The organism is Streptomyces sp. NPDC000345 (assembly GCF_042898825.1).
Classification (GTDB): domain Bacteria; phylum Actinomycetota; class Actinomycetes; order Streptomycetales; family Streptomycetaceae; genus Streptomyces.
Map to the genome: position 1 here is coordinate 41,109 of NZ_JBIAZE010000018.1, position 24,778 is coordinate 65,886.

General features: G+C 72.9%; 28 protein-coding genes. 17 read left to right on the plus strand and 11 right to left on the minus strand.

Annotation, left to right across the window (positions count from 1 at the left end):
- The first annotated feature begins 43 nt into the window (after positions 1 to 43).
- A complete protein-coding gene (locus ACFY30_RS32865) occupies positions 44 to 697 on the plus strand; it encodes a PadR family transcriptional regulator (protein ID WP_390848786.1) in 654 nt (217 codons plus the stop codon).
- Positions 698 to 794: 97 nt separating this feature from the next.
- Here the strand turns inward: ACFY30_RS32865 and ACFY30_RS32870 are convergent, their stop codons facing one another.
- Entirely contained in the window at positions 795 to 1,223 is a 429-nt protein-coding gene (locus ACFY30_RS32870; RefSeq protein WP_390848787.1) for an SRPBCC family protein, read from the minus strand.
- A gap of 244 nt (positions 1,224 to 1,467) precedes the next feature.
- Here ACFY30_RS32870 and ACFY30_RS32875 point away from each other — a divergent pair, with 244 nt between their 5' ends.
- The 3 genes from ACFY30_RS32875 (at position 1,468) to ACFY30_RS32885 (ending at position 4,369) form a co-directional block, all read left to right on the plus strand.
- The gene (locus ACFY30_RS32875; protein ID WP_390848788.1) at positions 1,468 to 2,199 is read left to right on the plus strand and encodes a Clp protease N-terminal domain-containing protein; all 732 of its coding nucleotides are present in this window, start codon (positions 1,468 to 1,470) and stop codon (positions 2,197 to 2,199) included.
- 51 nt (positions 2,200 to 2,250) lie between these two features.
- Positions 2,251 to 3,255, plus strand: coding sequence for a DMT family transporter (locus tag ACFY30_RS32880; RefSeq protein ID WP_390848789.1), 1,005 nt, complete (start codon positions 2,251 to 2,253; stop codon positions 3,253 to 3,255).
- A gap of 178 nt (positions 3,256 to 3,433) precedes the next feature.
- The gene (locus ACFY30_RS32885; protein ID WP_390848790.1) at positions 3,434 to 4,369 is read left to right on the plus strand and encodes a DMT family transporter; all 936 of its coding nucleotides are present in this window, start codon (positions 3,434 to 3,436) and stop codon (positions 4,367 to 4,369) included.
- 12 nt (positions 4,370 to 4,381) lie between these two features.
- Here ACFY30_RS32885 and ACFY30_RS32890 read toward each other — a convergent pair whose 3' ends face one another.
- Complete coding sequence (locus ACFY30_RS32890) at positions 4,382 to 5,014, minus strand: FMN-binding negative transcriptional regulator (protein ID WP_390848791.1); 633 nt, start codon at positions 5,012 to 5,014, stop codon at positions 4,382 to 4,384.
- Positions 5,014 to 5,697, minus strand: a complete 684-nt coding sequence (locus ACFY30_RS32895) for a pyridoxamine 5'-phosphate oxidase family protein (RefSeq protein ID WP_390848792.1) — start codon at positions 5,695 to 5,697, stop codon at positions 5,014 to 5,016. The genes ACFY30_RS32890 and ACFY30_RS32895 overlap by 1 nt, the downstream gene beginning before the upstream one ends.
- Before the next feature lie 35 nt (positions 5,698 to 5,732).
- Here ACFY30_RS32895 and ACFY30_RS32900 point away from each other — a divergent pair, with 35 nt between their 5' ends.
- The gene (locus tag ACFY30_RS32900; protein WP_390848793.1) at positions 5,733 to 7,064 is read left to right on the plus strand and encodes an aminotransferase class I/II-fold pyridoxal phosphate-dependent enzyme; all 1,332 of its coding nucleotides are present in this window, start codon (positions 5,733 to 5,735) and stop codon (positions 7,062 to 7,064) included.
- 95 nt (positions 7,065 to 7,159) lie between these two features.
- Here the strand turns inward: ACFY30_RS32900 and ACFY30_RS32905 are convergent, their stop codons facing one another.
- Entirely contained in the window at positions 7,160 to 8,095 is a 936-nt protein-coding gene (locus ACFY30_RS32905) for a DMT family transporter (protein WP_390848794.1), read from the minus strand.
- 74 nt (positions 8,096 to 8,169) lie between these two features.
- Here ACFY30_RS32905 and ACFY30_RS32910 point away from each other — a divergent pair, with 74 nt between their 5' ends.
- Complete coding sequence (locus ACFY30_RS32910) at positions 8,170 to 9,072, plus strand: LysR family transcriptional regulator (protein WP_390848795.1); 903 nt, start codon at positions 8,170 to 8,172, stop codon at positions 9,070 to 9,072.
- Between the two features lie 21 nt (positions 9,073 to 9,093).
- On the opposite strand, the gene ACFY30_RS32915 is transcribed toward ACFY30_RS32910, so the two are convergent.
- The gene (locus tag ACFY30_RS32915; RefSeq protein WP_390848796.1) at positions 9,094 to 9,561 is read right to left on the minus strand and encodes a pyridoxamine 5'-phosphate oxidase family protein; all 468 of its coding nucleotides are present in this window, start codon (positions 9,559 to 9,561) and stop codon (positions 9,094 to 9,096) included.
- A 108-nt stretch (positions 9,562 to 9,669) separates the two neighbouring features.
- Here ACFY30_RS32915 and ACFY30_RS32920 point away from each other — a divergent pair, with 108 nt between their 5' ends.
- Complete coding sequence (locus ACFY30_RS32920) at positions 9,670 to 10,317, plus strand: cysteine hydrolase (RefSeq protein ID WP_390848797.1); 648 nt, start codon at positions 9,670 to 9,672, stop codon at positions 10,315 to 10,317.
- Here the strand turns inward: ACFY30_RS32920 and ACFY30_RS32925 are convergent.
- Positions 10,304 to 10,813, minus strand: a complete 510-nt coding sequence (locus ACFY30_RS32925; protein ID WP_390848798.1) for a Rieske (2Fe-2S) protein — start codon at positions 10,811 to 10,813, stop codon at positions 10,304 to 10,306. The two genes, ACFY30_RS32920 and ACFY30_RS32925, sit on opposite strands and share 14 nt — an antisense overlap.
- 189 nt (positions 10,814 to 11,002) lie before the next feature.
- Between ACFY30_RS32925 and ACFY30_RS32930 the strand changes: the two genes are divergently transcribed.
- From ACFY30_RS32930 to ACFY30_RS32960, 7 genes are all read left to right on the plus strand, one after another.
- Entirely contained in the window at positions 11,003 to 11,767 is a 765-nt protein-coding gene (locus tag ACFY30_RS32930; RefSeq protein WP_390848799.1) for a HipA family kinase, read from the plus strand.
- Positions 11,764 to 12,213 carry a DUF3037 domain-containing protein gene (locus ACFY30_RS32935; RefSeq protein ID WP_390848800.1) on the plus strand — a complete coding sequence of 150 codons (450 nt, stop codon included), beginning with the start codon at positions 11,764 to 11,766 and terminating at the stop codon, positions 12,211 to 12,213. The genes ACFY30_RS32930 and ACFY30_RS32935 overlap by 4 nt, the downstream gene beginning before the upstream one ends.
- Positions 12,214 to 12,381: 168 nt before the next feature.
- Complete coding sequence (gene fabG / locus ACFY30_RS32940) at positions 12,382 to 13,143, plus strand: 3-oxoacyl-ACP reductase FabG (protein WP_390848801.1); 762 nt, start codon at positions 12,382 to 12,384, stop codon at positions 13,141 to 13,143.
- Between the two features lie 11 nt (positions 13,144 to 13,154).
- Positions 13,155 to 13,910: an SDR family oxidoreductase gene (locus ACFY30_RS32945; protein ID WP_390848802.1), complete on the plus strand. Its 756-nt coding sequence runs from the start codon at positions 13,155 to 13,157 to the stop codon at positions 13,908 to 13,910.
- A 198-nt stretch (positions 13,911 to 14,108) separates the two neighbouring features.
- On the plus strand, positions 14,109 to 15,692 hold the full coding sequence (locus tag ACFY30_RS32950; RefSeq protein WP_390848803.1) for an ABC transporter substrate-binding protein: 1,584 nt from the start codon (positions 14,109 to 14,111) through the stop codon (positions 15,690 to 15,692).
- 125 nt (positions 15,693 to 15,817) lie between these two features.
- On the plus strand, positions 15,818 to 16,501 hold the full coding sequence (locus ACFY30_RS32955) for a uracil-DNA glycosylase (RefSeq protein WP_390848804.1): 684 nt from the start codon (positions 15,818 to 15,820) through the stop codon (positions 16,499 to 16,501).
- 157 nt (positions 16,502 to 16,658) lie between these two features.
- A complete protein-coding gene (locus ACFY30_RS32960) occupies positions 16,659 to 17,123 on the plus strand; it encodes a hypothetical protein (protein ID WP_390848805.1) in 465 nt (154 codons plus the stop codon).
- Positions 17,124 to 17,197: 74 nt separating this feature from the next.
- On the opposite strand, the gene ACFY30_RS32965 is transcribed toward ACFY30_RS32960, so the two are convergent.
- The 3 genes from ACFY30_RS32965 to ACFY30_RS32975 form a co-directional block, all read right to left on the minus strand.
- Positions 17,198 to 17,659, minus strand: coding sequence for a hypothetical protein (locus tag ACFY30_RS32965; RefSeq protein ID WP_390848806.1), 462 nt, complete (start codon positions 17,657 to 17,659; stop codon positions 17,198 to 17,200).
- Between the two features lie 148 nt (positions 17,660 to 17,807).
- The gene (locus ACFY30_RS32970; RefSeq protein ID WP_390848807.1) at positions 17,808 to 18,320 is read right to left on the minus strand and encodes a DinB family protein; all 513 of its coding nucleotides are present in this window, start codon (positions 18,318 to 18,320) and stop codon (positions 17,808 to 17,810) included.
- Between the two features lie 118 nt (positions 18,321 to 18,438).
- Positions 18,439 to 19,038, minus strand: a complete 600-nt coding sequence (locus ACFY30_RS32975) for a TetR/AcrR family transcriptional regulator (protein ID WP_390848808.1) — start codon at positions 19,036 to 19,038, stop codon at positions 18,439 to 18,441.
- Between the two features lie 82 nt (positions 19,039 to 19,120).
- Here ACFY30_RS32975 and ACFY30_RS32980 point away from each other — a divergent pair, with 82 nt between their 5' ends.
- Both ACFY30_RS32980 and ACFY30_RS32985 read left to right on the plus strand, forming a co-directional pair.
- Positions 19,121 to 20,335 (plus strand): FAD-dependent monooxygenase, encoded by a 1,215-nt coding sequence (locus ACFY30_RS32980; protein WP_390848809.1) that lies wholly within the window; start codon positions 19,121 to 19,123, stop codon positions 20,333 to 20,335.
- A 10-nt stretch (positions 20,336 to 20,345) separates the two neighbouring features.
- Positions 20,346 to 21,257 carry a Gfo/Idh/MocA family protein gene (locus tag ACFY30_RS32985; protein WP_390848810.1) on the plus strand — a complete coding sequence of 304 codons (912 nt, stop codon included), beginning with the start codon at positions 20,346 to 20,348 and terminating at the stop codon, positions 21,255 to 21,257.
- Here the strand turns inward: ACFY30_RS32985 and lnt are convergent.
- Positions 21,175 to 22,752 (minus strand): apolipoprotein N-acyltransferase, encoded by a 1,578-nt coding sequence (lnt, locus tag ACFY30_RS32990; RefSeq protein ID WP_390848811.1) that lies wholly within the window; start codon positions 22,750 to 22,752, stop codon positions 21,175 to 21,177. The two genes, ACFY30_RS32985 and lnt, sit on opposite strands and share 83 nt — an antisense overlap.
- Before the next feature lie 107 nt (positions 22,753 to 22,859).
- A complete protein-coding gene (locus ACFY30_RS32995; protein ID WP_390848812.1) occupies positions 22,860 to 23,321 on the minus strand; it encodes a nuclear transport factor 2 family protein in 462 nt (153 codons plus the stop codon).
- 266 nt (positions 23,322 to 23,587) lie between these two features.
- Here ACFY30_RS32995 and ACFY30_RS33000 point away from each other — a divergent pair, with 266 nt between their 5' ends.
- Entirely contained in the window at positions 23,588 to 24,700 is a 1,113-nt protein-coding gene (locus ACFY30_RS33000; RefSeq protein WP_390848813.1) for an AI-2E family transporter, read from the plus strand.
- Positions 24,701 to 24,778 lie beyond the last annotated feature (78 nt).

Here is a 24,778-nt window from a genome sequence, read left to right on the forward strand (position 1 = left end):
CGCATCGCGACAGATCAACGATGGAATGAAGGAGTGGTGTGCGATGCGTACCCATGGATTCGAGCGTGGACATGGTCAGGACGGCCCCCGGCGCGGCCGCGGTGGCTTCGGTGGTCCCGACGGACGGCGTGCGGCCTTCGGGCCCTTCGGCCCGGGCGGTCCGGGGTTCGGCCCCGGCGGTCCCGGTTTCGGTCCGGGCGGTCCGGGCTTCGGTCCCGGCCCCTGGGGCGGACGAGGGCGCGGCGGTCCCCGGGGGAGGGCGCGGCGCGGTGACGTACGGGCCTCGATCCTGGCCCTGCTCACGGACCGTCCCATGCACGGCTACGAGATGATCCAGGAGATCGCCGAGCGCAGCGGCGGGGCGTGGAAGCCCAGCCCGGGTTCGGTGTACCCGACCCTCCAGCTTCTGGAGGACGAGGGCCTGATCAGCAGTGAGAGCGAAGGCGGCAAGAAGCTGTTCTCGCTCACCGACGAAGGCCGCGAGGCGGCGGAGCAGGGCCCGGACGCCCCCTGGGAGGAGGCCTCGCGCGGGGTCGACTGGGAGGCGCTCGGCGAGATCCGCCAGGCCGGCTTCGGCCTGATGGAGGCCTTCGGGCAGGTCTGGAAGACCGGCAGCAAGGAGCAGCGCGACAAGGCGCTCACGGTCATCAACGACGCCCGCAAGAAGCTGTACCTGATCCTCGCCGACGAGGACTGACCGCGGTCGGACGAGGGCCGTCGGCGGTCGTACGGCGGGCGGGGCGCCCCGTGGAGCGATCCGCGGGGCGCCCTCGCGTGGTGTGGGCGGCTCGGCGTCAGGCCACCAGTCCGCCCAGCTTGCGCAGTGACTCGTTGAGCGCGGCCGTTCCCGAGTCCTTCAGCTTCCCCGCCATCAACGACACCGCCGCGCCCGTGAACTCGCCGTCGATCCGGACCGTCGTGGCGTCGCCGTCGGGGGTGAGGGTGTAGCGGGTGGCGACGGACACGGCCATCGGGCCCTTGCCGCGGATGGCCAGCACCCGGGCCGGCTCCAGCTCCGCGACCGTCCACTCGACCTCGGCCGGAAAGCCCATCAGCTTCATGTTCTCCTGGAAGGTCGCGCCCACTTCGAGGGTCTCGGGCCCGCCCTGCGGGAAGTTGGTGTGGGTCGCGTTCCACGCGCCGTAGGCCGGCCAGTCGGTGAGCTGGGCCCACACCGTCTCGGCCGGTGCCTGGATGCGTGCCTCCGCGCTGACTTCGGCCATGCGACCACCTCTTCGGGTTCGGGCAGACTCGGGCTGCGGTGTCGCGGAACGTAACGCCAGGGCCTCGAACATTCAATACTGATGAACCGTCAGGAACCCTGGAGCGCAGGCCCCGTGCGGGAGGCGGTGGCCTGATCTCATCCGTAAGGAGGAGATTCCGTCCGCCGGTGTCCGCTCTGCGTGGGAGCCGCAAATGCTTCGCTCCGGGGATGCCCCGTCCGGCCGTGGCTGATGAGGTGGGGGTGTGCAACCCCGTATTCCCCGGCAGTCGACGCGTGACCATGCGGCGCACCGGACGGACGGCGCCCCGGGCCTCGAGGCCGAGTCCGCGGCCGCGCTGGCGGCCGCCCGCCGCCGTGCGGTGCGCGACGGGGACCGGCAGATCGACACCGCCCATCTCCTGCACTCCCTGCTGGAGCACGACCCCCGGGTCCGCGCCGCCTTCGGCGGCGGTCCCCAGCTCGCCCGGCTGCTCGGCTATCTCGTGCAGCGCAGCATCGGCTACGGCCTGCGCTGGCAGAGCGGTGTCGAGGACTCCGGGGCGCTGCCCGTGGTGCCGGACGTCCGCGGCGCCGGAGCCCTGCACGCCCCCACGGCCCTCGACGACGCCCGCGCCCTTCCGGCCGCCCTCTCCGTGGAGGGCTTCTCGCCACTGGCCGCCGCCGCGCTCGACCGGGCCCGCGCGAGCGCCGTCCGCCGCGGCGGCGCTGCGGCCGGTGGGGTCGACCTGCTCGCGGCGATCGTCGCGGACCCGGAGGCGAGGGCCGTCGAGGTCCTCACCCGCGCCGGGGTCGACCTGTGCGAACTGCGCGCGCGGATCACGGGCGGCCCGGAGGCCGACAGTCCGGCGGCCGACGCCCCGGGGACGGGTGGCCCGGGGAGGGCCGGCCTGGTGTCGGACGGGCTGGAGGAGTGCGCCGGAGGTGGCGAGGCCGCGCGCTGGAACCGGCCGCTTCCCGGCCCTCCGCGTCCCTAGCCCGAGACAGGTGTCAAAAGGGATGACGGTCATGTCATCGCCTGTCATCATGTGCCGGTGCGTACGTCTGTGAGCAGTCAGGGCAACCGCGGAAAGGGCATCGGGCTCGGTCTGGCGGTCGGGTCGGCGATCGCCTTCGGCGGATCGGGAGTCGCGGCCAAGCCGCTGATCGAGGCGGGGCTCGACCCGCTGCACGTGGTCTGGCTGAGGGTGACCGGCGCCGCTCTGGTGATGCTGCCGCTCGCCGTCCGCCATCGCGCGCTGCTGCACCGCCGTCCCGCCCTGCTCGCCGGGTTCGGTCTGCTCGGAGTGGCCGGGGTGCAGGCCTTCTACTTCGCCTCGATCTCCCGGATGCCCGTCGCCGTCGCGCTGCTTCTGGAGTACCTCGCGCCCGCCCTGGTGCTCGGCTGGGTGCGGTTCGTGCAGCGGCGGCCGGTGACCCGCGCCGCCGCGTTCGGCGTGGTCCTCGCGGTGGGCGGGCTCGCGTGTGTCGTCGAGGTGTGGTCGGGGCTGCGCTTCGACGCCCTCGGACTGCTGCTCGCGCTGGCCGCCGCCTGCTGTCAGGTCGGCTACTTCGTCCTGTCCGACCAGGGCAGCGACTCCGGCGACGACGTCCCCGACCCGCTCGGCGTGATCGCCTACGGCCTCCTCGTCGGCGCCCTGGTGCTGACCGCCGTGGCCCGCCCCTGGAACCTGGACCGGTCGGTGCTCCGGCACACCGCCGGCATGAACGGCACCGAGGTCCCGGCCTGGCTGCTGCTCGCGTGGATCGTGCTGATCGCCACGGTCGTCGCCTACGTCACCGGCGTGGTCTCGGTACGCCGGCTCTCCCCGCCGGTCGCCGGGGTGGTGGCCTGCCTGGAGGCGGTCGTCGCGACCGTCCTGGCCTGGATCCTGCTCGGCGAGCACCTGTCATTGCCGCAGATCGCGGGCGGTGCCGTGGTGCTCCTCGGCGCCTTCATCGCCCAGTCGTCCACCCCCGCCAAGGGCTCCCCCGAGCCGGTGGCCGGCGGCACCCCGGAAAGGGAGTTGCCGGTGCCCTCGACCGCTGCCTAGGGTGACGATCATGCCTTCCGACGCACTCGTTCTCGCGCCTCCGGCCGCCTGAGGCGGGCCCTCCGGAGAAGTACGCCCGGCGCGCGCTGCCGGGCCGAACGGTGCTGCCCGCAGAAGAAGTCCGCGGACCGCTGTCGCGGTCTCCTCCCGAACTTCTGCCTCCCTGCGGAGAGAACGCGTGTCCTTCACTCTTTCCCGCCTGCCCCTCGGGCGGGCCCTGCTCTGTCTGATCGTCGCCGGTGCGGCCTGGGGTACGGCGGGTGCCGCCGCCTCCCTGGTCTTCCGGGCCAGTGATCTAGGCGCCGTCGCCCTGTCCTTCTGGCGGTGCGCGGCCGGGCTGGTGCTGCTGCTCGCCGCCCGCCTGCTGCGCCCGCGCCCCCGGACCACCCCGCAATCCGGGCCGCCGCACCGCCGGTTCCTGCGCACCGGAGTGACCGGCGTCGGGCTCGCCGTCTTCCAGACGGCCTACTTCGCCGCGGTCGCCGCCACCGGCCTCGCCGTCGCCACCGTGGTCACGCTCGGCGCCGGCCCCGTGCTCATCGCGCTCGGCGCCCGGCTGTTCCTCGGGGAGCGGCTCGGCGGCGCCGGGGCGCTCGCCGTCGGTGGTGCGCTGGCCGGGCTCGCAGTGCTGTCCCTGGGGGAGGGGGGCACGGCCGTGGACCCCGCCGGGATGCTCCTCGCCCTGCTGTCGGCCGCCGGATACAGCGCGATGACCCTGCTCACCCGGTACTGGGGCCGCGGCTCAGGTGCGGATGTCTCGTCGACCACCGTGGGGGCCTTCGCCGTGACCGCCCTGTGCCTGCTGCCGTTCGCGGCCGCCGAGGGGCTGGTGCCGCACAGCGCCGAGCCCGTCCGGGTGCTGGCGCTGCTGGCCTACATCGCGGCGGTCCCCACCGCCCTCGCCTACGCCCTGTACTTCGCGGGCGCGGCCGTCGTCCGGTCGGCCACCGTGTCCGTGATCATGCTGCTGGAGCCGGTGAGCGCGGCGGTCCTCGCCGTGGCGCTGCTGGACGAGCCCCTCACGGCCCCGACCCTCGCCGGCACGCTGCTGATGCTGGCCTCGGTGGGGGGCCTCGCGTGGGCGGAGGCGAAGGGAGGGACGGCGCCGGTGTGACGGACCGGCGGGTCAGCCGGCGCGCCGGCGCAGCAGATGTTCCCGTGCCGCCGCGTCGCCAGGTCCGCCCCGCGCCGCCAGCCCGGCCGCGACGCGGTCCTGGACCTCGGACGAGCGACGGCCCGCGTACTTGAACTTCGCCCGTACGTCCGTCACCTCGAGGCGCAGGCCCCGGATACCGGCGAGCAGACGGCCGTACGGTGCCTCGCCCACCGCCGCCCGGGCCGAGCCGCCCTCCGGCTGGAAGTGGCCCAGCTGGCGGTTGAGGAGGTCGGCCTTGGCGGCCGGGTCGTCCACGACATGGGCCGTGCAGCGGAGCTGGACCGCCGCGTAGAAGCTGGTCGGAGTGCCGTGCTCGGCCGGGCCGTCCGGCTCGGCCTGCCAGGGGCCGCGGACGAACACGTAGTCGTCGACCACGCTCAGCACGACCACCGGGTTCGCCTCCAGGGCGGGCCACAGCGGGTTGGGGCGCGCCAGATGGGTGAGCGCCTCACCGCGGCCGGCGTCGTACGCGAAGTGGAGGGGCTGGACGAACGGCGGTTCACCCGCGAGGCCGTTCACGGCCAGCTGGCCGAAGTCGTGCACGGCCAGCCAGCCGCGCCACTCGTCGTCGTCGCGGGGCGCGTCCCAGGGGTGGACGAGCATCACAGGACCGCCAGGTAGTCCGGCAGCGCGGTGCCGGGGGCGAGGTCGGCCTCGGGGAGCGGGGTGCCGTAGCCCTTGCGCAGCGGGACCACGCCCGCCCAGTAGGGAAGTGCCAGGTCCTCGGGCTCCTCGTTCACACCGCCGGTGCGGGTCTTGGCGGAGACCTCGTTCAGGTCGAGGCGGATCACCGCGGTCGCCGCCAGCTCCTTCTTATCGGCCGGGCGGGAGTCGGCGGCCCGGCCGGGGACGACGTGGTCGACCAGGGCGTCGAGCGCGGCGCGCTTCTCCTCCGGGTCGGTGACGTCGTACGCGAGGCCGTGCACCACGACCGAGCGGTAGTTGACCGAGTGGTGGAAGGCCGAGCGGGCCAGGACCAGACCGTCCACGTGGGTCACCGTCAGGCACACCGCAAGCCCCGGGTCGGCCTGTCCGGTCATCCGCAGCGGGCGCGAGCCCGTCGAACCGTGCACGTAGAGGGTCTCGCCGACCCGGCCGTACAGCGTCGGCAGCACCACCGGCGCGCCGTCGCGCACGAATCCGAGGTGGCAGACATAGCCCTCGTCGAGTATCGAGTGCACCAGTTCCCTGTCGTAGGAGGCCTTGTGCGCGGCACGCGTGGGGACCGTGCGGTCGGTGGCGGGGTACGCGGCGGGCTGCGGCGTCGGCTGGGGAGTCCCCTGCATGGCGTTCTCCATTGCACTAGTGCATAATCTTCTTTGTGCTAGGAGAGTATCCGATCAAAGGCCGGCGTGCAGCGGACATTTCCGCGAGCATCGAGCGCGCGGTGGGCGAAGGCGTGCTGGAACCGGGCCAACCACTGCCTCCGATGAGGGAGTTGGCGGTCACGCTCGGGGTCAACCCGAACACCGTCGCGGCCGCGTACCGCACCCTGCGTGAGCGCGGGGTGATCGAGACCCATGGGCGCCGCGGCAGCCGGGTGCGGCCCAAGCCGGCCACCACCGGCCGCGAGAAGGTGCGCGTCGACGTCCCGGCGGGGGTCCGTGACCTGGCGGACGGCAACCCCGACCCGGCCCTGCTGCCCCCGCTCGCGGGCGCGTTCGCGGCCGCCGCCGAGCGGGGTGACCGTGCGCCGGTCCTGTACGGGGCCGACCCCGTGGACCCCGAACTGGCCCGGACGGCCCGGGCCGCGCTCGACGCCGACGGCGTGCCCGCCGGACCGCTCACCGTGGCCTCCGGATCCCTGGACGCCGTCGAGCGGGTGCTGATGGCGCACCTCAAACCCGGTGACGGGGTCGCCGTCGAGGACCCCGGCTGGGGGCGGACCCTGGACCTCGTCCCCGCGCTCGGGCTGCGCACGGTCCCGGTGGGCGTGGACGACGAGGGGCCGCTCCCCGGCGATCTGCGGGCCGCGCTGGTGGCCGGGGCACGCGCCGTACTCGTCACCGACCGGGCGCAGAACCCCACGGGCGCGTCCGTGAGCGCCGCACGGGCGGGGGAACTGCGGGCCGTCCTCGCCGCCCACCCCGGAACCCTGCTGATCGAGGACGACCACGGCCACGGCATCGTCGACCTGCCCCTGCACCCCCTCGCGGGTGTCACCCGGCACTGGGCCTTCGTCCGCTCGGTCGCCAAGGCGTACGGCCCCGACCTGCGGCTCGCCGTGCTGACCGGCGATGCGGTGACGGTGGACCGGGTGCGGGGGCGGCAGCGACTGGGGCCCGGCTGGGTGAGCCTGCTGGTGCAGCGGGCCGTGGTGCGGCTGTGGGCGGACGGGGCGGTGGACGGCCACGCGGTGGCCGCCTCCTACCGGGGGCGGCGCGACGCGTTGATGGCCGCGCTGGCCGAGCGGGGGGTTGCCTCTCACGGCCGGAGCGGGATGAACGTGTGGGTCCCGGTGCCGGACGAGACGGGGGCGGTGGCCCGGTTGCTGCACGCCGGGTGGGCGGTGGCGCCGGGGGCACGGTTCCGTCTCGTGTCCGCGCCGGCGATCCGCATCACGGTGTCGACGCTGACGGGGGAGGAGACCGTCCCGCTGGCGGACGCGGTGGCCTCGGCGGTGGGGCCGTCACCGGCACGCAGTTACGTCTAGACGCCGGTGAGCGGTCCCACCTCGAGAGGCGCGGGGAACTGCGCCCACCGGCCACGACGGACCCGCACCCGTGAGCGCACCGCACCCCCTACGGTCTACGACCTGCCCCTCGCCTGTGTCAGTGCCGCCCCCGCGAGAACGATCACGGCCCCCACCGGCGTGCTCCACCGAAGCGACTCGCCCAGCAGGGCGACCCCCGCCCCCGTCGCGATCACCGGGATGAAGTACGTGACCATCTGCGCGGTCGTCGGGCCGACCTCGGCGACCAGGCCGTACTGGATCAGCAGGGCAAGACCGGTGCCGAGGGCGCCCAGTGCGGCGATCGCCAGCAGCGGCAGCAGCGGGAAGCGGGTCGGAACGCTCGTGAACAGCGGGGTGACCAAGGCCAGTTGGAGGCTCGCGACGAACAGCTGCGCGCCCGTCATCGACAGCGCCGAGGCCCCCGTCCCCGCCAGTGTCCGGCGGACGTAGATCCAGCCGACCGGGTAGCTCAGCGACGCCAGCAGCGCCATCGCGGTGCCCCGGCCGTCCAGGCCGGCGAAGCCCTGCCAGGCGCCCAGGACCGTCAGCACACCGAGGAAGCCCAGGCCGAGGCCCGCGACGCGCACCCGGGTCGGCCGGTCCTCCGACAGGGCGACCAGGGAGAGGGCCATGCCCCACAGCGGCGAGGTCGCGTTGCAGATGCCCGCCAGCGTGGACGGGATCGTCAGCTCGGCGTAGGCGAACAGGGAGAACGGCAGGGCGTTCAGGAGGAACGCGGCGACCGTCAGATGCGCCCATGTGCGTGCCCCGCGCGGCAGCCGTTCCCGCTTCACCGCCATCGCGGCGGCCAGCACCGCCGTACCGAAGACCAGCCGGCCCAGGGTGACCTGGAAGGGTGCGTAGCCGTGGGTGCCCACCTTGATGAGCAGGAAGCTGAAGCCCCAGATCAGCGAGAGCGCGCCGAAGCGCAGGCGCCAGTCGAGGCTGCGGCGGGGGCGGGCGGTGACGGCGGCGGGGGCCCGGCTCGTGGTGTCGGTGACGGTGGTCATGGCCGTAACGATGCTGGACCCTACCTCGTAGCACAATCGAGAATTCGCACCCGGTATCTCGTAGCATTGCTTACATGTTGAACCTGGAGCGCCTGCGCACCCTCGACGCCCTCGCCCGGCACGGCTCGGTCAGCGCCGCGGCGGCCGGACTGCACATCACGACCTCGGCCGTCTCGCAGCAGCTGGCCAAACTGGAGCGGGAGGTCGGCCAGCAGCTCCTGGCCAAGCACGGGCGGGGGGTGCGGCTGACGGACGCGGGGCGGCTGCTCGCCGACCACGCCTCCCGGATCCTGTCCCAGGTCGAGCTCGCGCAGTCCGACCTGGAGGCCCAGCGCGGTCAGGTCGCGGGGGAGTTGAGGATCTCCGCGTTCCCGACCGCCGCCCGCGGTCTGTTCCCGGTGGCGCTCGCCGAACTGCGCAAGGCGCACCCGGGACTGCGGCTGCGCTCCTGTGAGCTGGAGCCGGAGAACGGCATCGCGGGGGTGGTCCGCGGCGACCTGGACCTGGCGGTCGTCCTGGACTGGTACAACAAGCCGATGCCGGTGCCGGACGGCCTGGTCAAGGCGCCCATCCTGGACGACCCCGCCGAGGTCGCCATGCCGGCCGGACATCCGCTCGCGGGCCGGGACGAGGTGGACCTCGGGGAGTTCGCCGAGGACGAGTGGATCACCTGGGGCGAGGGCGAGTTCTGCCACGAATGGCTGATGTTCACCCTGCGCTCGCGCGGCGTCGAACCGATCGTCGGCCACCGGGCCGCCGAGACCCATACCCAGCTCGGGCTGGTCGCCGCCGGACTGGGAGTCTGCATCGCGCCGCTGCTCGGCCGTCACCCGGTGCCCGAAGGGGTCGTCACGGTCCCGCTCCGACAGCGGGTGCGCCGGCACGTGTACGTGGTCTGGCGGGCGGACGCGGACCGCCGTCCGTCGATCCGGGCGGCGGTCGAGGCGCTCAAGTCGGCCGGGGCTGCGGTGGGTTGACCGACCGCCGGCGGTCGCCGGTCACTGGTCGCCGAGCTTGCGGAAGTCCCAGGAGACGATCTTCTCCGGCCTCAGCCGCACCCATGCGTGCCGCCCGTCGTGCGGCATGGCGTCCAGGCCGAAGTTCTTGCGGGCGAACAGCGTCTCCACGGAGTCGAGTTCGGCGCACAGCTCCCCGGTCCGCGGAGCCTCGCCCACGAACTCCACGGTGCCGGACAGCTCGACGCCCCGCAGCGACTCGTACTCCTCACCCGTGTCGATCACGATCGCGACCCGCGGATCGCGACGCAGCTGCGTCCAGCGCTTGCTGCGCACGACCGAGTACAGCCACAGCGCGCTGCCGTCCCACAGGAACCACAGGGCGCTCACGTGCGGGGCGCCGTCGGCGGACACCGTGGCCACCCGACAGGTGCGCTGCGTGGTGAGGAACGCGTCCAGCTCACCCGGCGTCATCATGATCTTCCGGCCCCGGCGCTGAGTGACGGTCATCCGGCCCCCTCATTCTTCTCTTGTTGCCGTTCGGCGTGTACTGCTACTTCGGTACCACTTTTCTGACGCTGTGTCAGAAAAGCAAGATTCTCGACATCAGGGGGCGTCGTGCCGCCATCCGAAGAGCTCAGTACCCTCCTCGACCCCGAGTCCACCGCCCTGATCACGGTGGAGTGTCAGCGGGGCGTCGTCGGACCGGGTGCGGCGTTGCCCCGACTCGCCCGGGAGGCAAGGGAGTCGGGTGCTCTCGCGAACGTCGCCCGGCTGGTGGCCGCCGCCCGTGACAGCGGGATCCAGGTGATCCACGCCGTCGCCGAACGCCGTCCCGACGGCCGGGGGGCCAACCGCAACGCACGCCTCTTCCGCGCCGCCGAGCGCCTGCCCGTCCAGCAGCTCACCGGCACCGACGCCACCCTGCTCGCGCCCCCGATCGAGGTCGCCGAGCAGGACCTGGTCGTACGCCGGCTGCACGGGCTGTCGCCGATCCAGGGCACCGACGTCGACGCCCTGCTGCGCAACCTCGGCTGCCGCACCCTGGTCGTGACCGGGGTCTCGGCCAACGTCGCGATCCCGAACACGGTCTTCGACGCCGTCAACCGGGGCTACGCGGCCGTCGTGCCCTCGGACGCCATCGCGGGGGTGCCTGCCGACTACACCCCCGCGATGATCCGTCACACCCTCGCTCTGGTCGCCACGGTCGCGACCACGGACGAGGTGCTGGCCTGTCTGTGGCCGGCGGACGTCAGGCCAGGGTGATCGAGTCACCGCTGACGGTGATCTTCACCTCGGGCAGCGCCTTCGTCGCCGGACCGCTCTTCACGCTGCCGTCCTCGATCGAGAAGTTGCTGTTGTGACAGGGGCAGTTGATGACACCGTCGGAGATGCTCTTCACACTGCACCCGGCGTGCGTGCACACGGCCGAGAACGCCTTGTACGTGCCCGCCGTCGGCTGGACGACGACCACCTTCTCGGCGCCGAAGACCTTGCCGCCGCCCTCGGGGATCTCGGAGGTCGTGGTCAGCGCGGAGCCGGCCGCGGCGTCCCCGCCCGTGCTCGCCGACTCGCCGCTGCCCGTGGAACCGGCCGAACCGGTGGAGCCCGACGTGCCGCCGGACGACGCCGAGGAACTCGACGTGTCGTCGTCGGAGCCTCCGCACGCCGTCAGCGCGACGGAGAGCCCCGCAGCTCCGGCGGCCGCCATGACGGAGCGGCGGGCGGGTCCCGACGAGGACGTGAACGATGCGCTGGTCATGCTGAGGTTTCCCTTCCAGGGGCTGCATGGATCTGCCGAGAGGTACGGTCGGCGGACGCCCCTTGTTCAGCGTCCGCGCCAAGTCCGGACAGTGTCGAGATATTGACCGGTTCGAGATCAGGCCCGCGTAAGCCGGAGCTGTCGCCAAGCTGTCGGCCGCGGCCCGCGCGGCCCCAGTAACCTGGGGCGATGCTCAAGGAAGTCACCGCCACCCGCTACATCACACCGTTGCGCGAGGGCGGCTCACTGCCGGGGCTCGTCGAGGCCGACGACTTCGGGACCTACGTCATGAAGTTCACCGGCGCCGGACAGGGCCGCAAGACGCTCGTCGCGGAGGTCGTCTGCGGCGAACTCGCCCGCCGGCTCGGCTTCCGGATGCCCCGCCTGGTGACCGTGGACCTCGACCCGGTGCTGGGGCTCGGCGAACCCGACCAGCAGGTCCAGGAGCTGCTCAGGTCCAGCGGCGGCACCAACCTCGGCATGGACTTCCTCTCCGGAGCCCTCGGCTTCGACCCGCTCGCCTTCCCGGTGAGCCCCGAGGAGGCCGGCCGGATCGTCTGGTTCGACGCCCTCGTGGGCAACGTCGACCGCTCCTGGCGCAACCCCAACCTGCTGCTCCTGCGGGGTGACCTCTGGCTCATCGACCACGGCGCCACCATGATCTGGCAGCACAACTGGCCCACCGCCGAGACCTCCGCGGCCCGCCCGTACGACGCCTCCGGCCACGCCCTCGCGACCTTCGCCCCGGACCTCGCCGGCGCGGCGGAGCGGCTCGCCCCGCAGGTCACCGCGGAACTGCTGGCCGAGGTCACCGCCGAGATCCCCGACGCCTGGCTCGCCGACGAACCCGGCTTCGAGACCCCGGACGACCTCAGGCGCGCCTACGCGCGGCCGCTGCTGGCCCGGGCCGCCGTCATCGCCGAGCGCATCACCGGCATCGAGGAGGGCAAGTGAGCGAGCACCGCATCCACATGGCCGGTCATGTGACCGAGCGCCACATCACCCGGGCCGGCCAGGGCGGCGACCGGGACGTCTTCGAGTACGCGCTGCTGCGGGTCGTACCGCGGGTCGAGCGCGGCGAGTGCATCAACGCGGGCGTGCTGGTCTACTGCCGTGCCCAGGCCTACGTCGGTGCCCGCACCCATCTCGACGAGGCACGGCTGCTCGCCCTCGACCCGGACGCGGACGTGGCCGGGATCAGGGCGGCGCTGTCGGCCGTCGAAGGGGTGTGCGGCGGCGGCACCACGGCCGGCCAGGCCGCGGGCGACGACGCCGGGCGGCGGTTCCGCTGGCTGGTCGCGCCGCGCTCCACGGTGGTGCAGCCGGGGCCGGTGCACACCGGGCTCACCACCGATCCGGCGGCCGAGACCGGACGGTTGCTGGAACTCCTGGTGAGGTAATGGATCACACCGGCGCCGTGTGGCGTTGACACCGGGTGCCAGGGCTTCTAGCGTCACGTCTGCCGAAGGTACTAAGCGGTCGCTCACCACTCCGGGAGCAGCCGGCGCTCACCCGGGCGCAGTCAGGCCTCATCACGCGGGCTTTCTCAAGGGCGAGGAGAAAAAGCAATGTCCACCACTGAGCAGCGGGTCGCCGTAGTCACGGGCGCGGCGCGCGGTATCGGAGCCGCCACCGCCGTACGGCTGGCCGCCGAGGGCCGTGCGGTCGCCGTGGTCGACCTCGACGAGGCCGCCTGCAAGGACACCGTGGAGAAGATCACCGCGGCCGGCGGCAAGGCCGTCGCGGTCGGCGCCGACGTCTCCGACGAGGCCCAGGTCCAGGCGGCGATCGCCCGCGTCGTCGAGGAGCTCGGCGCCCCCACGATCCTCGTCAACAACGCGGGCGTGCTCCGCGACAACCTGCTGTTCAAGATGAGCGCCTCCGACTGGGACACCGTCCTCAACGTGCACCTGCGCGGCTCGTTCCTGATGTCCAAGGCCGTCCAGAAGCACATGGTCGACGCCGGCTTCGGGCGGATCGTCAACCTGTCGTCCTCCTCCGCGCTCGGCAACCGCGGCCAGGCCAACTACTCCGCCGCCAAGGCCGGTCTGCAGGGCTTCACCAAGACCCTCGCCATCGAGCTCGGCAAGTTCGGCATCACCGCCAACGCCGTCGCCCCCGGCTTCATCGCCACCGACATGACCGCCGCGACCGCCGAGCGCGTCGGCATGGGCTTCGAGGAGTTCAAGGCCGCGGCCGCCACCCAGATCCCCGTGGCGCGCGTCGGCGAGCCCGAGGACATCGCCAACGCGATCGCCTTCTTCACCGGCGAGGCCGCCGGCTTCGTCTCCGGCCAGGTGCTGTACGTCGCCGGCGGACCGCTCGACTAGGGGCCAGGAACATGACTGTGGAACTCTCCGGCAAGGTCGCGCTCGTCACGGGCGCCAGCCGAGGCATCGGCTACGGCGTCGCCGAGGCCCTCGTCGCCCGCGGCGACCGCGTCTGCATCACCGGCCGCAACGAGGACGCGCTGAAGGAGGCCGTCGACAGGCTCGGCGCGGACCGGGTCATCGGCGTGGCCGGCAAGGCGCACGACCTCGGGCACCAGACGGCCGCCGTCGAGGCCACGATGGAGGCCTTCGGCCGCGTCGACTACCTCGTCAACAACGCGGGCACCAACCCCGTGTTCGGGCCGATCGCCGACCTCGACCTCGACGTGGCGCGCAAGGTCTTCGAGACCAACGTGGTCTCCGCCCTCGGCTTCGCCCAGAGGACCTGGCACGCCTGGCAGAAGGACAACGGCGGCGCGATCGTCAACATCGCCTCCGTCGCGGGCCTGTCGGCCTCGCCCTTCATCGGCGCGTACGGCGTCAGCAAGGCGGCGATGATCAACCTGACCCAGCAGCTGGCGCACGAGTTCGCGCCCCGTGTGAGGGTCAACGCGATCGCCCCCGCCGTGGTGAAGACCAAGTTCGCCGAAGCCCTCTACGAGGGCCGTGAGGCGGAGGCGGCCGCCGCCTATCCGCTGGGCCGGCTCGGCGTGCCCTCCGACATCGGCGGCACCGCCGCGTTCCTCACCTCGGAGCAGTCGGACTGGATCACCGGCCAGACGCTCGTCGTCGACGGCGGCATCTTCCTCAACGCCGGTGTGGGCTAGGTCTCATCCAGCGCTGACAGGGGCGCCGGTTCCTTGACGGAACCGGCGCCCCTGTCGACTCCGGGGACGGTACGAACGGATGACAACGTCGTCACGTTTCTCGCTGATCAATAACGCTTTCCTCTCACCGGTTGAGCTTCCGTGGGCCTGCGGTATGGTCTGGCCACTCTTGGCATGGCTTTATCGAGGAGCGTGTGCGTGTTCTACCGGAACCGATCGTTGCAGCACATGGCGGTGATCGCGTCCATATCGCTGGTGAGCGGATGCGGTCTTCTGGGCGACGAGAGCTCCGACGAGGCCGGGCCGATCGTCGTGGGCACCACCAGTGCCCCCAGCACGCTGGACCCCGCGGCGGCCTGGGACGGTTCCTGGGAGCTGTTCCGCAACATCTACCAGACACTGCTGTCCTACCCGAACGGGGCGACCACGCCCCAGCCGGACGCCGCCAAGAGCTGTGCGTTCACGGACAACTCCAGCCGCACCTACCGCTGCGAACTGCGCGAGGGCCTGAAGTTCTCCAACGGTGACGCGCTCGACGCCGCCGCGGTGAAGTACTCGATCGACCGCATCAAGTCGATCAACGCGTCCACCGGCCCCGCCGGACTCCTGGGCAGCCTGGACAGCGTCCAGGTGAGCGGCGACCGCCAGGTCACGTTCAAGCTCAACCAGCCCGACGCCACGTTCCCGTTCGTGCTCGCCACCCCGGGCATGTCCATCGTGAACCCCGACGACTACCCCGCGAAGTCCCTGCGCAAGGACGACGGCATCGTCGGCTCCGGGCCGTACCGGCTGCAGGCCTACGAGGAGGGCAAGCAGGCCGAGCTCGTCCGCAGCGACAACTACAAGGGCTTCGCCGACCGCAAGAACGACGCGGTGACCATCCGCTACTTCCAGGACTCCGCGACGATGGTCAAGGCGCTGCGGGGCGGCGACATCGACCTCACCTACCAGGGCCTCGCCGCCGACGACATCGTCGACCTGGAGACCAAGAGCGCCGAGAACGACGGCCTGCAGCTCGTCGAGGGCGCCGGCAGCAACATCAACTACCTGGTGTTCAACCCCAAGGACGAGTACTCGAACAAGCTCGCCGTGCGCCGGGCCGTCGCCCAGCTCGTCGACCGGGACGCGATCGCCCACAAGGTCTACCAGGACACCGTCGACCCGCTGTACTCGATGGTGCCGACGGGCCTGACCGGCCACACCACCGGCTTCTTCGACGACTTCGGCCGGCCCGACGCCGACAAGGCCGCCGCGATCCTCAGCGACGCCGGCATCAGCTCGCCCGTCCCGCTCACCCTCTGGTACACCTCCGACCGCTACGGCTCCGACACCGCGCTGGAGTTCAAGGAGCTCAAGCGCCAGCTGGAGGCCTCCGGGCTGTTCAAGATCACGCTCAAGAGCCGTGCCTGGAACGACTACGTGGTGGGCTACCAGAAGGGCGAGTACCCGGTCTTCGGCCGCGGCTGGGCCCCCGACTTCCCGGACCCCGACAACTTCATCGCCCCCTTCGTCGGCGACCAGAACGCCCTCGGCACGCCGTACCCGGCCAAGGAGATCACCCAGGTGCTGCTGCCGCGCTCCCGCGAGGAGAGCGACCGCGCCAGCGTGGCGAAGGAGTTCGAGGACGCCCAGCAGATCCTCGTCGACGACGCCCGGCTGCTGCCGCTGTGGCAGGGCAAGCAGTACCTCGCCGGCAGCGAGGACATCTCCGGCGCCGAGCGCTCCCTCGACCCGTCGACGATCATGATGATGTGGGAGCTGTCGCGGAAGACCAGCTGGTAGAGCAGCCGGTGGACCTGCCGGTCGACCACTGGCCGCGGGCCGAAGGGACGGTCCGGGGGCTCGTTGTCAGTGGTCGCCTGTAGGTTCTGTGGTCTGGAAGTGACCGCACAACGAAGGACGTTGACGTGACCGACATCGCCATGCTGCCCGAGTCCTGGCGCGGGGTCCTGGGTGACGAGCTGCAGCAGCCCTACTTCAAGGAGCTGACCGAGTTCGTCGAGGAGGAGCGAGCGAAGGGTCCCGTCTACCCTCCGCGCGAGGAGGTGTTCGCCGCGCTCGACGCGACGCCGTACGAGCAGGTGAAGGTCCTGGTCCTCGGCCAGGACCCGTACCACGGCGAGGGCCAGGGCCACGGTCTGTGCTTCTCGGTGCGGCCCGGCGTGAAGATCCCGCCCTCCCTGCGCAACATCTACAAGGAGATGCACGAGGAGCTGGGCACGCCCATCCCGGACAACGGCTATCTGATGCCGTGGGCCCAGCAGGGCGTCCTGCTGCTCAACGCGGTCCTCACGGTCCGCTCCGGGGAGGCGAACTCGCACAAGGGCAAGGGCTGGGAGAAGTTCACGGACGCGGTGATCCGCGCCGTGGCCGACCGGCCCGACCCGGCGGTCTTCGTGCTGTGGGGCAACTACGCGCAGAAGAAGCTCCCGCTGATCGACGAGTCCCGGCACATCGTGGTCAAGGGCGCGCACCCCTCCCCGCTGTCGGCGAAGAAGTTCTTCGGCTCACGCCCGTTCACGCAGATCAACGAGGCGGTGGCCCGGCAGGGCCACACCCCGATCGACTGGACGGTCCCGAACCTCGCCTGAGGCCCCGGCCCCGCGCTCCTGCCGCCGGGCCGGTTCCTCCGGGGGCCGGTCCGGTGCCGCCTGACCCGGATCGCCGGTGACTGCGGCTAGCGTCGTGCCAAGGACGCGGTGCCGTCCCAGGGGCGCGGCGTCGTCGCGAGGACGCAAGGAGGACGCGGTGGCGGAGCGACAGGGGCAGACGGCGCCGGACGGCCTGCTGACGCGGATCGGGCAGGTCGTGATGCTGCATCACGGGGGAGACCGCGAGGAGGCCCGCCGCAGGCTGCTCGACCTGTGGACGGAGCTCGGGGCGGACGGGGATCCGCTGCACCGCTGCACCCTGGCGCACTATCTGGCCGACACCCAGGACGATCCGTTCGACGAGCTGGCCTGGGACCTGCGGGCCCTGACGGCCGCGGAGGAGCACGGGGGGTCGCGGGCGGTGCGGGCCCTGTATCCCTCGCTGCACCTGAACCTGGCGGCGGACTACGTCAAGCTCGGCCGCGCGGAGGCCGCCCGCACCCATGTGCGCAGGGCCCGGGGGGCGGCCGGGGCTCTGCGGGACGACAGCTACGGGGACGGCGTACGGGCGGCGATCAGCAGGATGGAGCTGCGCCTGGGCGGGGCGGACCCCGAGGGATAGCGACCGCCCCGGACGGACCCGGGGCCGCCCCGAGTGCCGGAGCCGCGCGGCCGGCCTTAGTCCCGCGACAAGCCCTAACGGCGGCCGTACGCCTGGTCGCAGATGACCGACTCGGGGCTGTCGCCCCGCCAGCCGCCGTACTTCCTGCCCAGGGCGCACACATCGGTGGTGCGCCGCACCTCCGCCTCCACGTCCGGGATGTCCACGTGCGGCGGTGCGTGGCGTCGCGGTTCCGGGTGTGCGGGCCGCGGCTGCGGGCGGTGCCGGTGCGGGTGCGAGCCGGAGGACGGGGGCCGTTCGGCGGGCGCCGCCCCCGCCGCAGGCTGCTGCCGCTGTCGTTGCTTCAGCGTCGTGGCCGCCGGTCTCCGGGAGGGCCCGACCCTCTCCAGTGCCTCGCGGGCCGGCGCCTGCACGACCGGCGTCTTCGCCTGCCCCTCCGGCCCGTGCGCGGACGGCGGGGACGGCACGGCGGCGGCCGGCCCGGTCATGGGCGGGCGCTGGACGGTCACGCATCCGGAGAGGGCCGAGAGGGCCACGACCAGGAGCGTCGCGGTAGTCGTCGTTCGATGCACCCGCGCCACTCTGGTGCTTCGGCCGCGCGCGCGACAGCGGACAAGCGGAGGTTGCCCCGCACGGGTCGATCTCGTCCCTCTCGGGGAGGACGCCCGCCCGCCCGGGCTGACGTCAGTCGCCGGTCGCGCCGTCGATGCGCTCGCGCAGCAGGTCGGCGTGGCCGTTGTGACGGGCGTACTCCTCGATCATGTGGGTGTAGATCCAGCGCAGGCTGAACGGCTCGTCGGTGAACTTGCTCCTGCCCCGCGAGAGGTCGTCCAGCGCGACGCCCTCCGCGCACCGCCGGGCGGCCTCCACCTCGGCCTGCCAGGTGCCGTACGCCTCCTCCCAGGTGTCCTCCTCGGTCAGGTGGAACTCGCCGTCGGGGTCGGCCTCGCTGTAGTGGATCGGGCCGGGATCCTCGCCGGCCAGCACCCTGCGGAACCAGCCGCGTTCCACGTCCGCCATGTGCCGCACCAGCCCCATCAGGGAGAGCTCGGACGGTGGTGCCGAGGCCGTGCGGAGCTGCTCGTCGGTGAGACCCTCGCACTTCCAGACCAGGGTCTGCCGGTGGTACTCCAACCAGCCCTCCAGCATGGTGCGTTCGTCGGCGTTCTGGGCGGGCTCGGTGCGCTGCGTCGTCATCCCCGCATGATCGCCCAAGGCGGCTGCCGCGACCACGGGTTTTCGAGGCGGGCGGGCGCGGGTCCGGCGACGACGGATCTCGCCGCCGTCCGGGTCCTTGTCCGGCGGTGGCGGGCTGTCAGTCGCCGAGCATCCCCGCCAGCAGCTCCCGCAGCCCCGTGCGGATCTCCTCCAGGTCCGGCGTCCGCGCGCTGAAGGACCCCGCCGCGCAGGAGAACATCAGCCCGTCCGCCCAGGCCGCCAGGGACAGCGAGTGCCGGTGCGGGGCGGTCGAGCCGGCGGCGGCGACCATCGCGGTCAGCCGCTCGCGGAACACGGCGCCCGCGCTGTCGTAGAAGGCACGCAGCTCGGGGCGGCGGGTCGCCTCGAGGGCGAGTTCGTAGCGGGCGATCAGGAGGTCGCGGTGACCGGTCAGGGAGCGGTGGACCGCGAGGGCCAGCGCCCCGGTCAGCGCGTCGAGGCCACCGCTCGGGTCCGGCATCTCCTCCAGCGCCAGCACCCTCGCCTCCCGCTCGGCGAGCCGGCGCACGGCGAGCCCCAGCAGGGCCTCGCGGGTGCGCGCGAGGTTGGAGGTGGAGCCCTGGGGGAGCCCGGCGGCCTCGTCCACGGCCCGGTGCGTCAGCCCGCGCATCCCGCGCTCGGCGAGCAGGGTCAGGGCGGTGTCGGCGACCAGGTCGGTGCGGGAGGAGCCGGGGGAGGGGGTGGTGCGTACGGGCATGCCCTCAACCTACCCCCGCAACTACACCCGTAGTATGGTCGGAGTCGCACACTACAGGTGTAGTGAGAGCCGAGGAGGAGCCATGTCAGCCCTGTCCGAACCACCGGAACAGCCACCGGCACGCGCCTCGCGCGTCGCCGTGGTCGTGGGCGGCGGGATCGGCGGCCTCACCGCCGCCGTGGCCCTGCACCAGCGGGGCTGGCACGTCACCGTGCTGGAACGGGCCGCCTCCCTCGCCCCCGTGGGCTCGGCCATCTCGCTGGCCCCCAACTCCCTGCGCGCCCTGGACGTCATCGGCGCCGGCGACGAGGTCCGCGACCTGGCGGCCTGGCAGGGCGACGGAGGGCTGCGCGCCCCGGGCGGCCGCTGGCTCTCCCGCACCAGCGCGGCCGAGGCCGAAGCGCGTTTCGGCGGCCCCCTCGTCCTGCTGCACCGCTCGACCCTCGTCGCCACCCTGACGGCCCGGCTCCCGCCCGACGCCGTGCGCACCGGCACACCGGCCGCCCTCGCCGACCCCGGCGCCGCCGGCCGCCCGGCCCGTGTGAGCATCCCCGGCGGGGAACTGGAGGCCGGCCTGGTGGTCGCCGCCGACGGCATCCACTCCGCCACGCGCCGCACCCTCTTCCCCGGCCACCCCGGCCCCGTCTACTCCGGCTTCACCACCTGGCGGATCGTGCTCCCGCTGCCCGGCACGGAGTTCGCCTCGCACGAGACCTGGGGAAGGGGCCGCATCTGGGGCTCGCACCCGCTCAAGGACGGCCGGGTGTACGCGTACGCCGCCGCGACCGCCCCGGCCGGGGAACGCGCCCCCGACGAACGCGCCGAACTCCTGCGCCGCTTCGGCGACTGGCACCGGCCCGTTCCCGAGATCCTCGCCGCCGTCCGCCCCGAGGACGTCCTGCGGCACGACGTCCACCACCTCGCCCCGCCCCTCCCCGCCTTCCACCGCGGCCGGGTCGCCCTCGTCGGTGACGCCGCCCACGCCATGCCCCCGAGCCTCGGCCAGGGCGGCAACCAGGCGATCGAGGACGCGATCGTCCTCGCCCACCACCGCGCCGACCTCCCCGCGTACTCGGCGGCCCGCCTGCCCCGTACGACGGCCGTCGCGCGCAAGGCGGTGCGCACGGCGCGGCTCACCATGACCGCGCACCCGGTCGCCGTCGCCCTGCGCGACACCGCGATCACCGCGCTGTCGGCGGCCGCCCCGGCGCTGGTGCTGCGCGGCTTCGACGGCATCGCGGACTGGCGGCCGCCGCAGCCGCCGTATGCTGCCGTGGAGGCAGGCCGTACGAGGTGAGGGAGCGTCCGTGAAGGTCGGTTGCATCGGACTCGGTGACATCGCGCAGAAGGCGTATCTGCCGGTGCTCGGCGCGCTGCCCGGGATCGAGCTGCATCTGCAGACCCGCACGGCCGCCACCCTGGAGCGGGTCGCCGACACCCTCCGCCTGCCCGCCGCGCAGCGCCACCGGGACCTCGACGCGCTGCTCGGCGCCGGCCTCGACGCGGCCTTCGTGCACGCGCCCACCGGCGCCCACCCCGAGATCGTCGCCCGGCTGCTGGAGGCGGGCGTGCCGACGTACGTGGACAAGCCGCTGGCGTACCGACTCGCCGACTCCGAGCGGCTGGTGAGGCTCGCCGAGGACCGCGGCGTGTCGCTGGCCGTCGGCTTCAACCGGCGCTTCGCGCCCGGCTACGCGCAGTGCGCCGACCATCCGCGCGAGCTGATCCTCATGCAGAAGAACCGGATCGGGCTGCCCGAGGAACCGCGCACGATGATCCTCGACGACTTCATCCACGTCGTCGACACCCTGCGCTTCCTCGCGCCCGCACCGGTCGACGACGTGACCGTGCGCGCCCGCGTCGAGGACGGGCTGCTGCACCACGTCGTCCTGCAGCTGTCCGGGTACGGCTTCACCGCACTCGGCGTGATGAACCGGCTCAGCGGCTCGAACGAGGAGATCCTGGAGGTCTCCGGGCAGGACACCAAGCGTCAGGTCGTCAACCTCGCCGAGGTGATCGACCACAAGGGCCAGCCGACCGTGCGGCGGCGCGGCGACTGGGTGCCGGTGGCCCGGCAGCGCGGCATGGAACAGGCCGTGCTGGCCTTCCTGGACGCCGTACGGGCCGGCAAGGTGCTCAGCGCCCGCGACGCGCTGGCGACTCATGAACTGTGCGAGCAGGTGGTCCGAGCGGTGCGGGAGCGCTCCGGCGCAGCCTGATCGCCCGCGCCCCCTCCGTCAGCCCCAGGGCCACCAGGACCAGCAGTGCCCCGTGCACCGGCCAGTCGCCGTAGCGGACGTACGGGGTGACGCCGCCGGCGATCGGGACGTCGTAGACGGCCGTGGTCCGCGCGTCCGTGCCCAGCCGGGAGCCGATCCGGTGACCGCTCGCGTCGTACACGGCCGAGACACCGGTGAGGGTGGCGTGCACGAACGTCCGCCCGGTCTCCGCGGCGCGCAGCGCGGCCAGGGAGGCGTGCTGCGCGGGCGCCCAACTGTGCTGGAAGCTGGAGGTCGAGGACTGGGCGACGAGGACGTCGGTGCCGTCCTCGGCGAGGTGCCGGCTCATGTCCGGGAACGCCGTCTCGAAGCACACCATCGGCCCGATCCGCAGTCCCGGGCCGGCGTGCATCACGACCTGCTCGCTGCCGCGCCGCCGGTCCTCACCGGCCGCCTTGCCGACCGAGGTCGCCCAGCCGAGCAGCGAACGGGCCGGTATGTACTCCCCGAAGGGCACCAGCCGCATCTTGTCGTACCGGAGGCCGGTGGGGCCGTCCGGGCCGACGAGGATCGCGCTCTTGTAGATGCCGGGCCGGTCCGAGCGGCGGGCGTCGACGTTGACGAGGATGCCGGCGCCGGTGGCCCGGGAGAGCTCCGCGAGCCGCCCGGCCAGATCGGGCCGGTCGGCGAGGTCGTACCCGACGCTGCTCTCCCCCCAGACGATCAGGTCGACGTCCTGCCCGATCAGCCGCCGGGTGAGCCGCTCCTCGATGTCGAACCGGTGGTCGGGACCCTCCACGACCCCCGCCTGTACGACGGCGATCCGCGACCGCCCCTCGACATCGGGGCGCGGTGCCCACACCCAGGCCGCCGAGGCGGTGGCCGCGGTGGCGACGAGCCCCGCGACGGCCGGAACCCGGGAGGCCGGTACGGAGACGAGCACGGCGACGGCCACGTTCACCGCCACCACCAGGAAGCTGAGCAGCCACACCCCGCCGACGGAGGCGAGCCGCAGCGCGGGCTCCACCTGCCACTGACTGGCGCCCAGCATGCCCCACGGCCCGCCCAACCCCTGCCAGGAGCGGACGAGTTCGACGGCCAGCCAGGCGGAGGGGAGGATGAGCAGGGCGCCGAAGACCCGCCCACCGGTGATCGGCCCGGAGCCGGCCGGGGCCAGGAAGCGGCGGACCAGCCGGCCCCAGGGCGCCCACAGGGCACCGAGCAGCGCGGCGATGACGAGCGTGAACACATGCAGGTTCGGCAGCAGCCAGTGGTGCATCGCCAGCATGAAACCGAACCCGCCGCACCAGCCGTCGCAGGCCGCGCGGCGTCCGGTCGGCGCGGAGCGGGCGAGGAGCATCCAGGGGACGAGGGCGACGTACGCCCACCACCACAGGGCCGGCGCGGGGAAGGCGAGTACGGGCAGCGCGCCCGCGAGGACCGCGACGGCCGAGCGCCGCTTGGGGGAGGTGAGCCAGTGACCGGACGTCTTCATGCCGCACCTCCTACCCGGTGTGCCTCCAGTGTGCGCGTCACGGACGATCTACGACAGGGCGTTCGTGCGGCGGCCCGGCGCTCGCGGCCCGCCCGGCGCCCTTCGGCTCATCCGGGCAGCCGCCGCCACTTCTCCTCGACGACCACTTCCCGAAACCGCCATCCGTCGTGCGTCCGCAACAGCCCGAACGCGTACCGGCCCCCGCAGACGAAGTCCGGCGCGCCGGCGCCGCCTTGGCCGCCGACCAGCCGCATCGGATTGACGTAGTCGGCCCGCACCCGGGCGGTGTCTCCCGTGTCCTGGTCCAGGATCCCGAACCGCACCCGCCGGTTGACGATGAGATGCTGCCGCATCGAGAACACGCGCATGCTCTCCGCGAGCCACTCGGCGACCTCCCCGGCCTCCCCCTCGATCCCCCCGGCCGAGCGGTAGTCCGCCCGCCCGTCCGGCGCGAACAGTTCCCGGTACGCGGCCCAGTCGCCGTCGTCCACGGCCACCGCGTAGTCGGTGACCATCTCGTCGACAGCCAGCCGGTCCATCACCGTGGCGAGCTCCACACGCTGCGTCATGGGCCCGAGTGTTGAGCATGACGACCGCCCAGCCAAGAGCCGCGCGACGACCCGCGAATATTCACACCGCACCTCAGGCCCGGCCACAGGGGTCCCGGAGGGGCACAGCGGCCACGCGGGCAGGGCGCCACGCAGACGCGCCGTCGGCCGGGGCGCGTCCGTGGACGCGGAACCGTGGCCGGGGTTGCGCGGTGGATCGTCTGCGGTGGTGGGTGCGCGGCCGGGGCCATGAGGGAGGGGGCGGAGGCTGCTCATAGGGTGATCACATGTCTGCCCCCTTGAGTTCCACGAGAACCCGCGCCGCGCTTCGTGTGTCGGCGCGGGTCTCGGGTGAGTTGCTGGTGGTCCTCGTCATGCTCGCGGTGGCTCTGTGGGGCCTGGGCCGGATGTGGTCGGTCGTCTGGCCGCTCGTGGTCGCCCTGTTCCTCACCACCCTGACCTGGCCGCTGACCCGTTTCCTGCGCCGGCGCGGATGGCGCCCCGCTCTCGCCGCCTCGGCGGTGACCGTGCTGTTCCTCCTGGTCGTCCTCGGTATCGTGGCCCTGATCGCGGTCCCGGTGGCCTCGCAGTCCGGTGAGCTGACCGACGGCGTGGTCGCCGGCCTCCAGAGGCTGCGCGAGTGGGCCGAGGGGCCGCCGCTGAACATCGGCGAGGACCAGATCTCCGGCGCCTTCGACGCCGCGGCCGACCGCGTCCAGAACAGCGTCGGCAGCATGGTCTCCGCCGTCGCCACGGGAGTGGGGACCGTGGTCGACGGTGTGGTCACCGCCCTGCTGGCGCTCTTCCTGATGTTCTTCTTCCTGAAGGACGGCCCGCGGTTCCTGCCCTGGCTCGCCCGCCAGTTGCCCGGCCGGCTCGCCACCGACGTCCCGGTCGTGGCCCTGCGCGGCTGGGAGACCCTCGGTGCCTTCGTACGGTCCCAGGCGCTCGTCGGACTGCTCGACGCCGTCTTCATCGGCCTCGGCCTGTGGATCCTGGGGGTGCCGCTGGTGCTTCCGCTGGCGGTGCTGACCTTCGTCTCCGCGTTCGTGCCGATCGTGGGTGCCATGTTCGCCGGGTTCGTGGCGGTTCTCATCGCGCTCGTGTCGAACGGCCTGACGGACGCGCTGATCGTGCTGGCGATCATCGTCGTGGTGCAGCAGCTCGAGGGCAACGTCTTCCAGCCCATGATCCAGAGCCGGGGGCTCGGCCTGCACGCGGCGGTGGTCCTGCTCGCGGTGACGCTGGGCGGCGCCCTGGCCGGCATCGTGGGCAGTCTGCTCGCCGTCCCCGCCGCCGCGCTGATCGCGGTGGTCTGGAACTACGTCCGCGAGCAACTGAGCGACGCGCCCCAGGACGTGGAGCCCGAAGGGTCGCCTTCCGGGGCGCCCGGGAGCTGAGCGGGGCGATCCGGGCGGCGTCAGTGAGTCGGCGGAGTCGGCGAGTCGGCGTGCTGGCGAATTGGCGAGTCAGCGAAT

Coding starts and splice junctions, on each gene's coding strand:
- ACFY30_RS32865 (WP_390848786.1), top strand. CDS start 44: ATGCGTACCCATGGATTCGAGCGTGGACATGGTCAGGACGGCCCCCGG.
- ACFY30_RS32870 (WP_390848787.1), bottom strand. CDS start 1,223: ATGGCCGAAGTCAGCGCGGAGGCACGCATCCAGGCACCGGCCGAGACG.
- ACFY30_RS32890 (WP_390848791.1), bottom strand. CDS start 5,014: ATGCTCGTCCACCCCTGGGACGCGCCCCGCGACGACGACGAGTGGCGC.
- ACFY30_RS32895 (WP_390848792.1), bottom strand. CDS start 5,697: ATGCAGGGGACTCCCCAGCCGACGCCGCAGCCCGCCGCGTACCCCGCC.
- ACFY30_RS32905 (WP_390848794.1), bottom strand. CDS start 8,095: ATGACCACCGTCACCGACACCACGAGCCGGGCCCCCGCCGCCGTCACC.
- ACFY30_RS32910 (WP_390848795.1), top strand. CDS start 8,170: ATGTTGAACCTGGAGCGCCTGCGCACCCTCGACGCCCTCGCCCGGCAC.
- ACFY30_RS32915 (WP_390848796.1), bottom strand. CDS start 9,561: ATGACCGTCACTCAGCGCCGGGGCCGGAAGATCATGATGACGCCGGGT.
- ACFY30_RS32925 (WP_390848798.1), bottom strand. CDS start 10,813: ATGACCAGCGCATCGTTCACGTCCTCGTCGGGACCCGCCCGCCGCTCC.
- ACFY30_RS32930 (WP_390848799.1), top strand. CDS start 11,003: ATGCTCAAGGAAGTCACCGCCACCCGCTACATCACACCGTTGCGCGAG.
- fabG (WP_390848801.1), top strand. CDS start 12,382: ATGTCCACCACTGAGCAGCGGGTCGCCGTAGTCACGGGCGCGGCGCGC.
- ACFY30_RS32945 (WP_390848802.1), top strand. CDS start 13,155: ATGACTGTGGAACTCTCCGGCAAGGTCGCGCTCGTCACGGGCGCCAGC.
- ACFY30_RS32970 (WP_390848807.1), bottom strand. CDS start 18,320: ATGACGACGCAGCGCACCGAGCCCGCCCAGAACGCCGACGAACGCACC.
- ACFY30_RS32975 (WP_390848808.1), bottom strand. CDS start 19,038: ATGCCCGTACGCACCACCCCCTCCCCCGGCTCCTCCCGCACCGACCTG.
- ACFY30_RS32980 (WP_390848809.1), top strand. CDS start 19,121: ATGTCAGCCCTGTCCGAACCACCGGAACAGCCACCGGCACGCGCCTCG.
- lnt (WP_390848811.1), bottom strand. CDS start 22,752: ATGAAGACGTCCGGTCACTGGCTCACCTCCCCCAAGCGGCGCTCGGCC.
- ACFY30_RS32995 (WP_390848812.1), bottom strand. CDS start 23,321: ATGACGCAGCGTGTGGAGCTCGCCACGGTGATGGACCGGCTGGCTGTC.
- ACFY30_RS33000 (WP_390848813.1), top strand. CDS start 23,588: ATGTCTGCCCCCTTGAGTTCCACGAGAACCCGCGCCGCGCTTCGTGTG.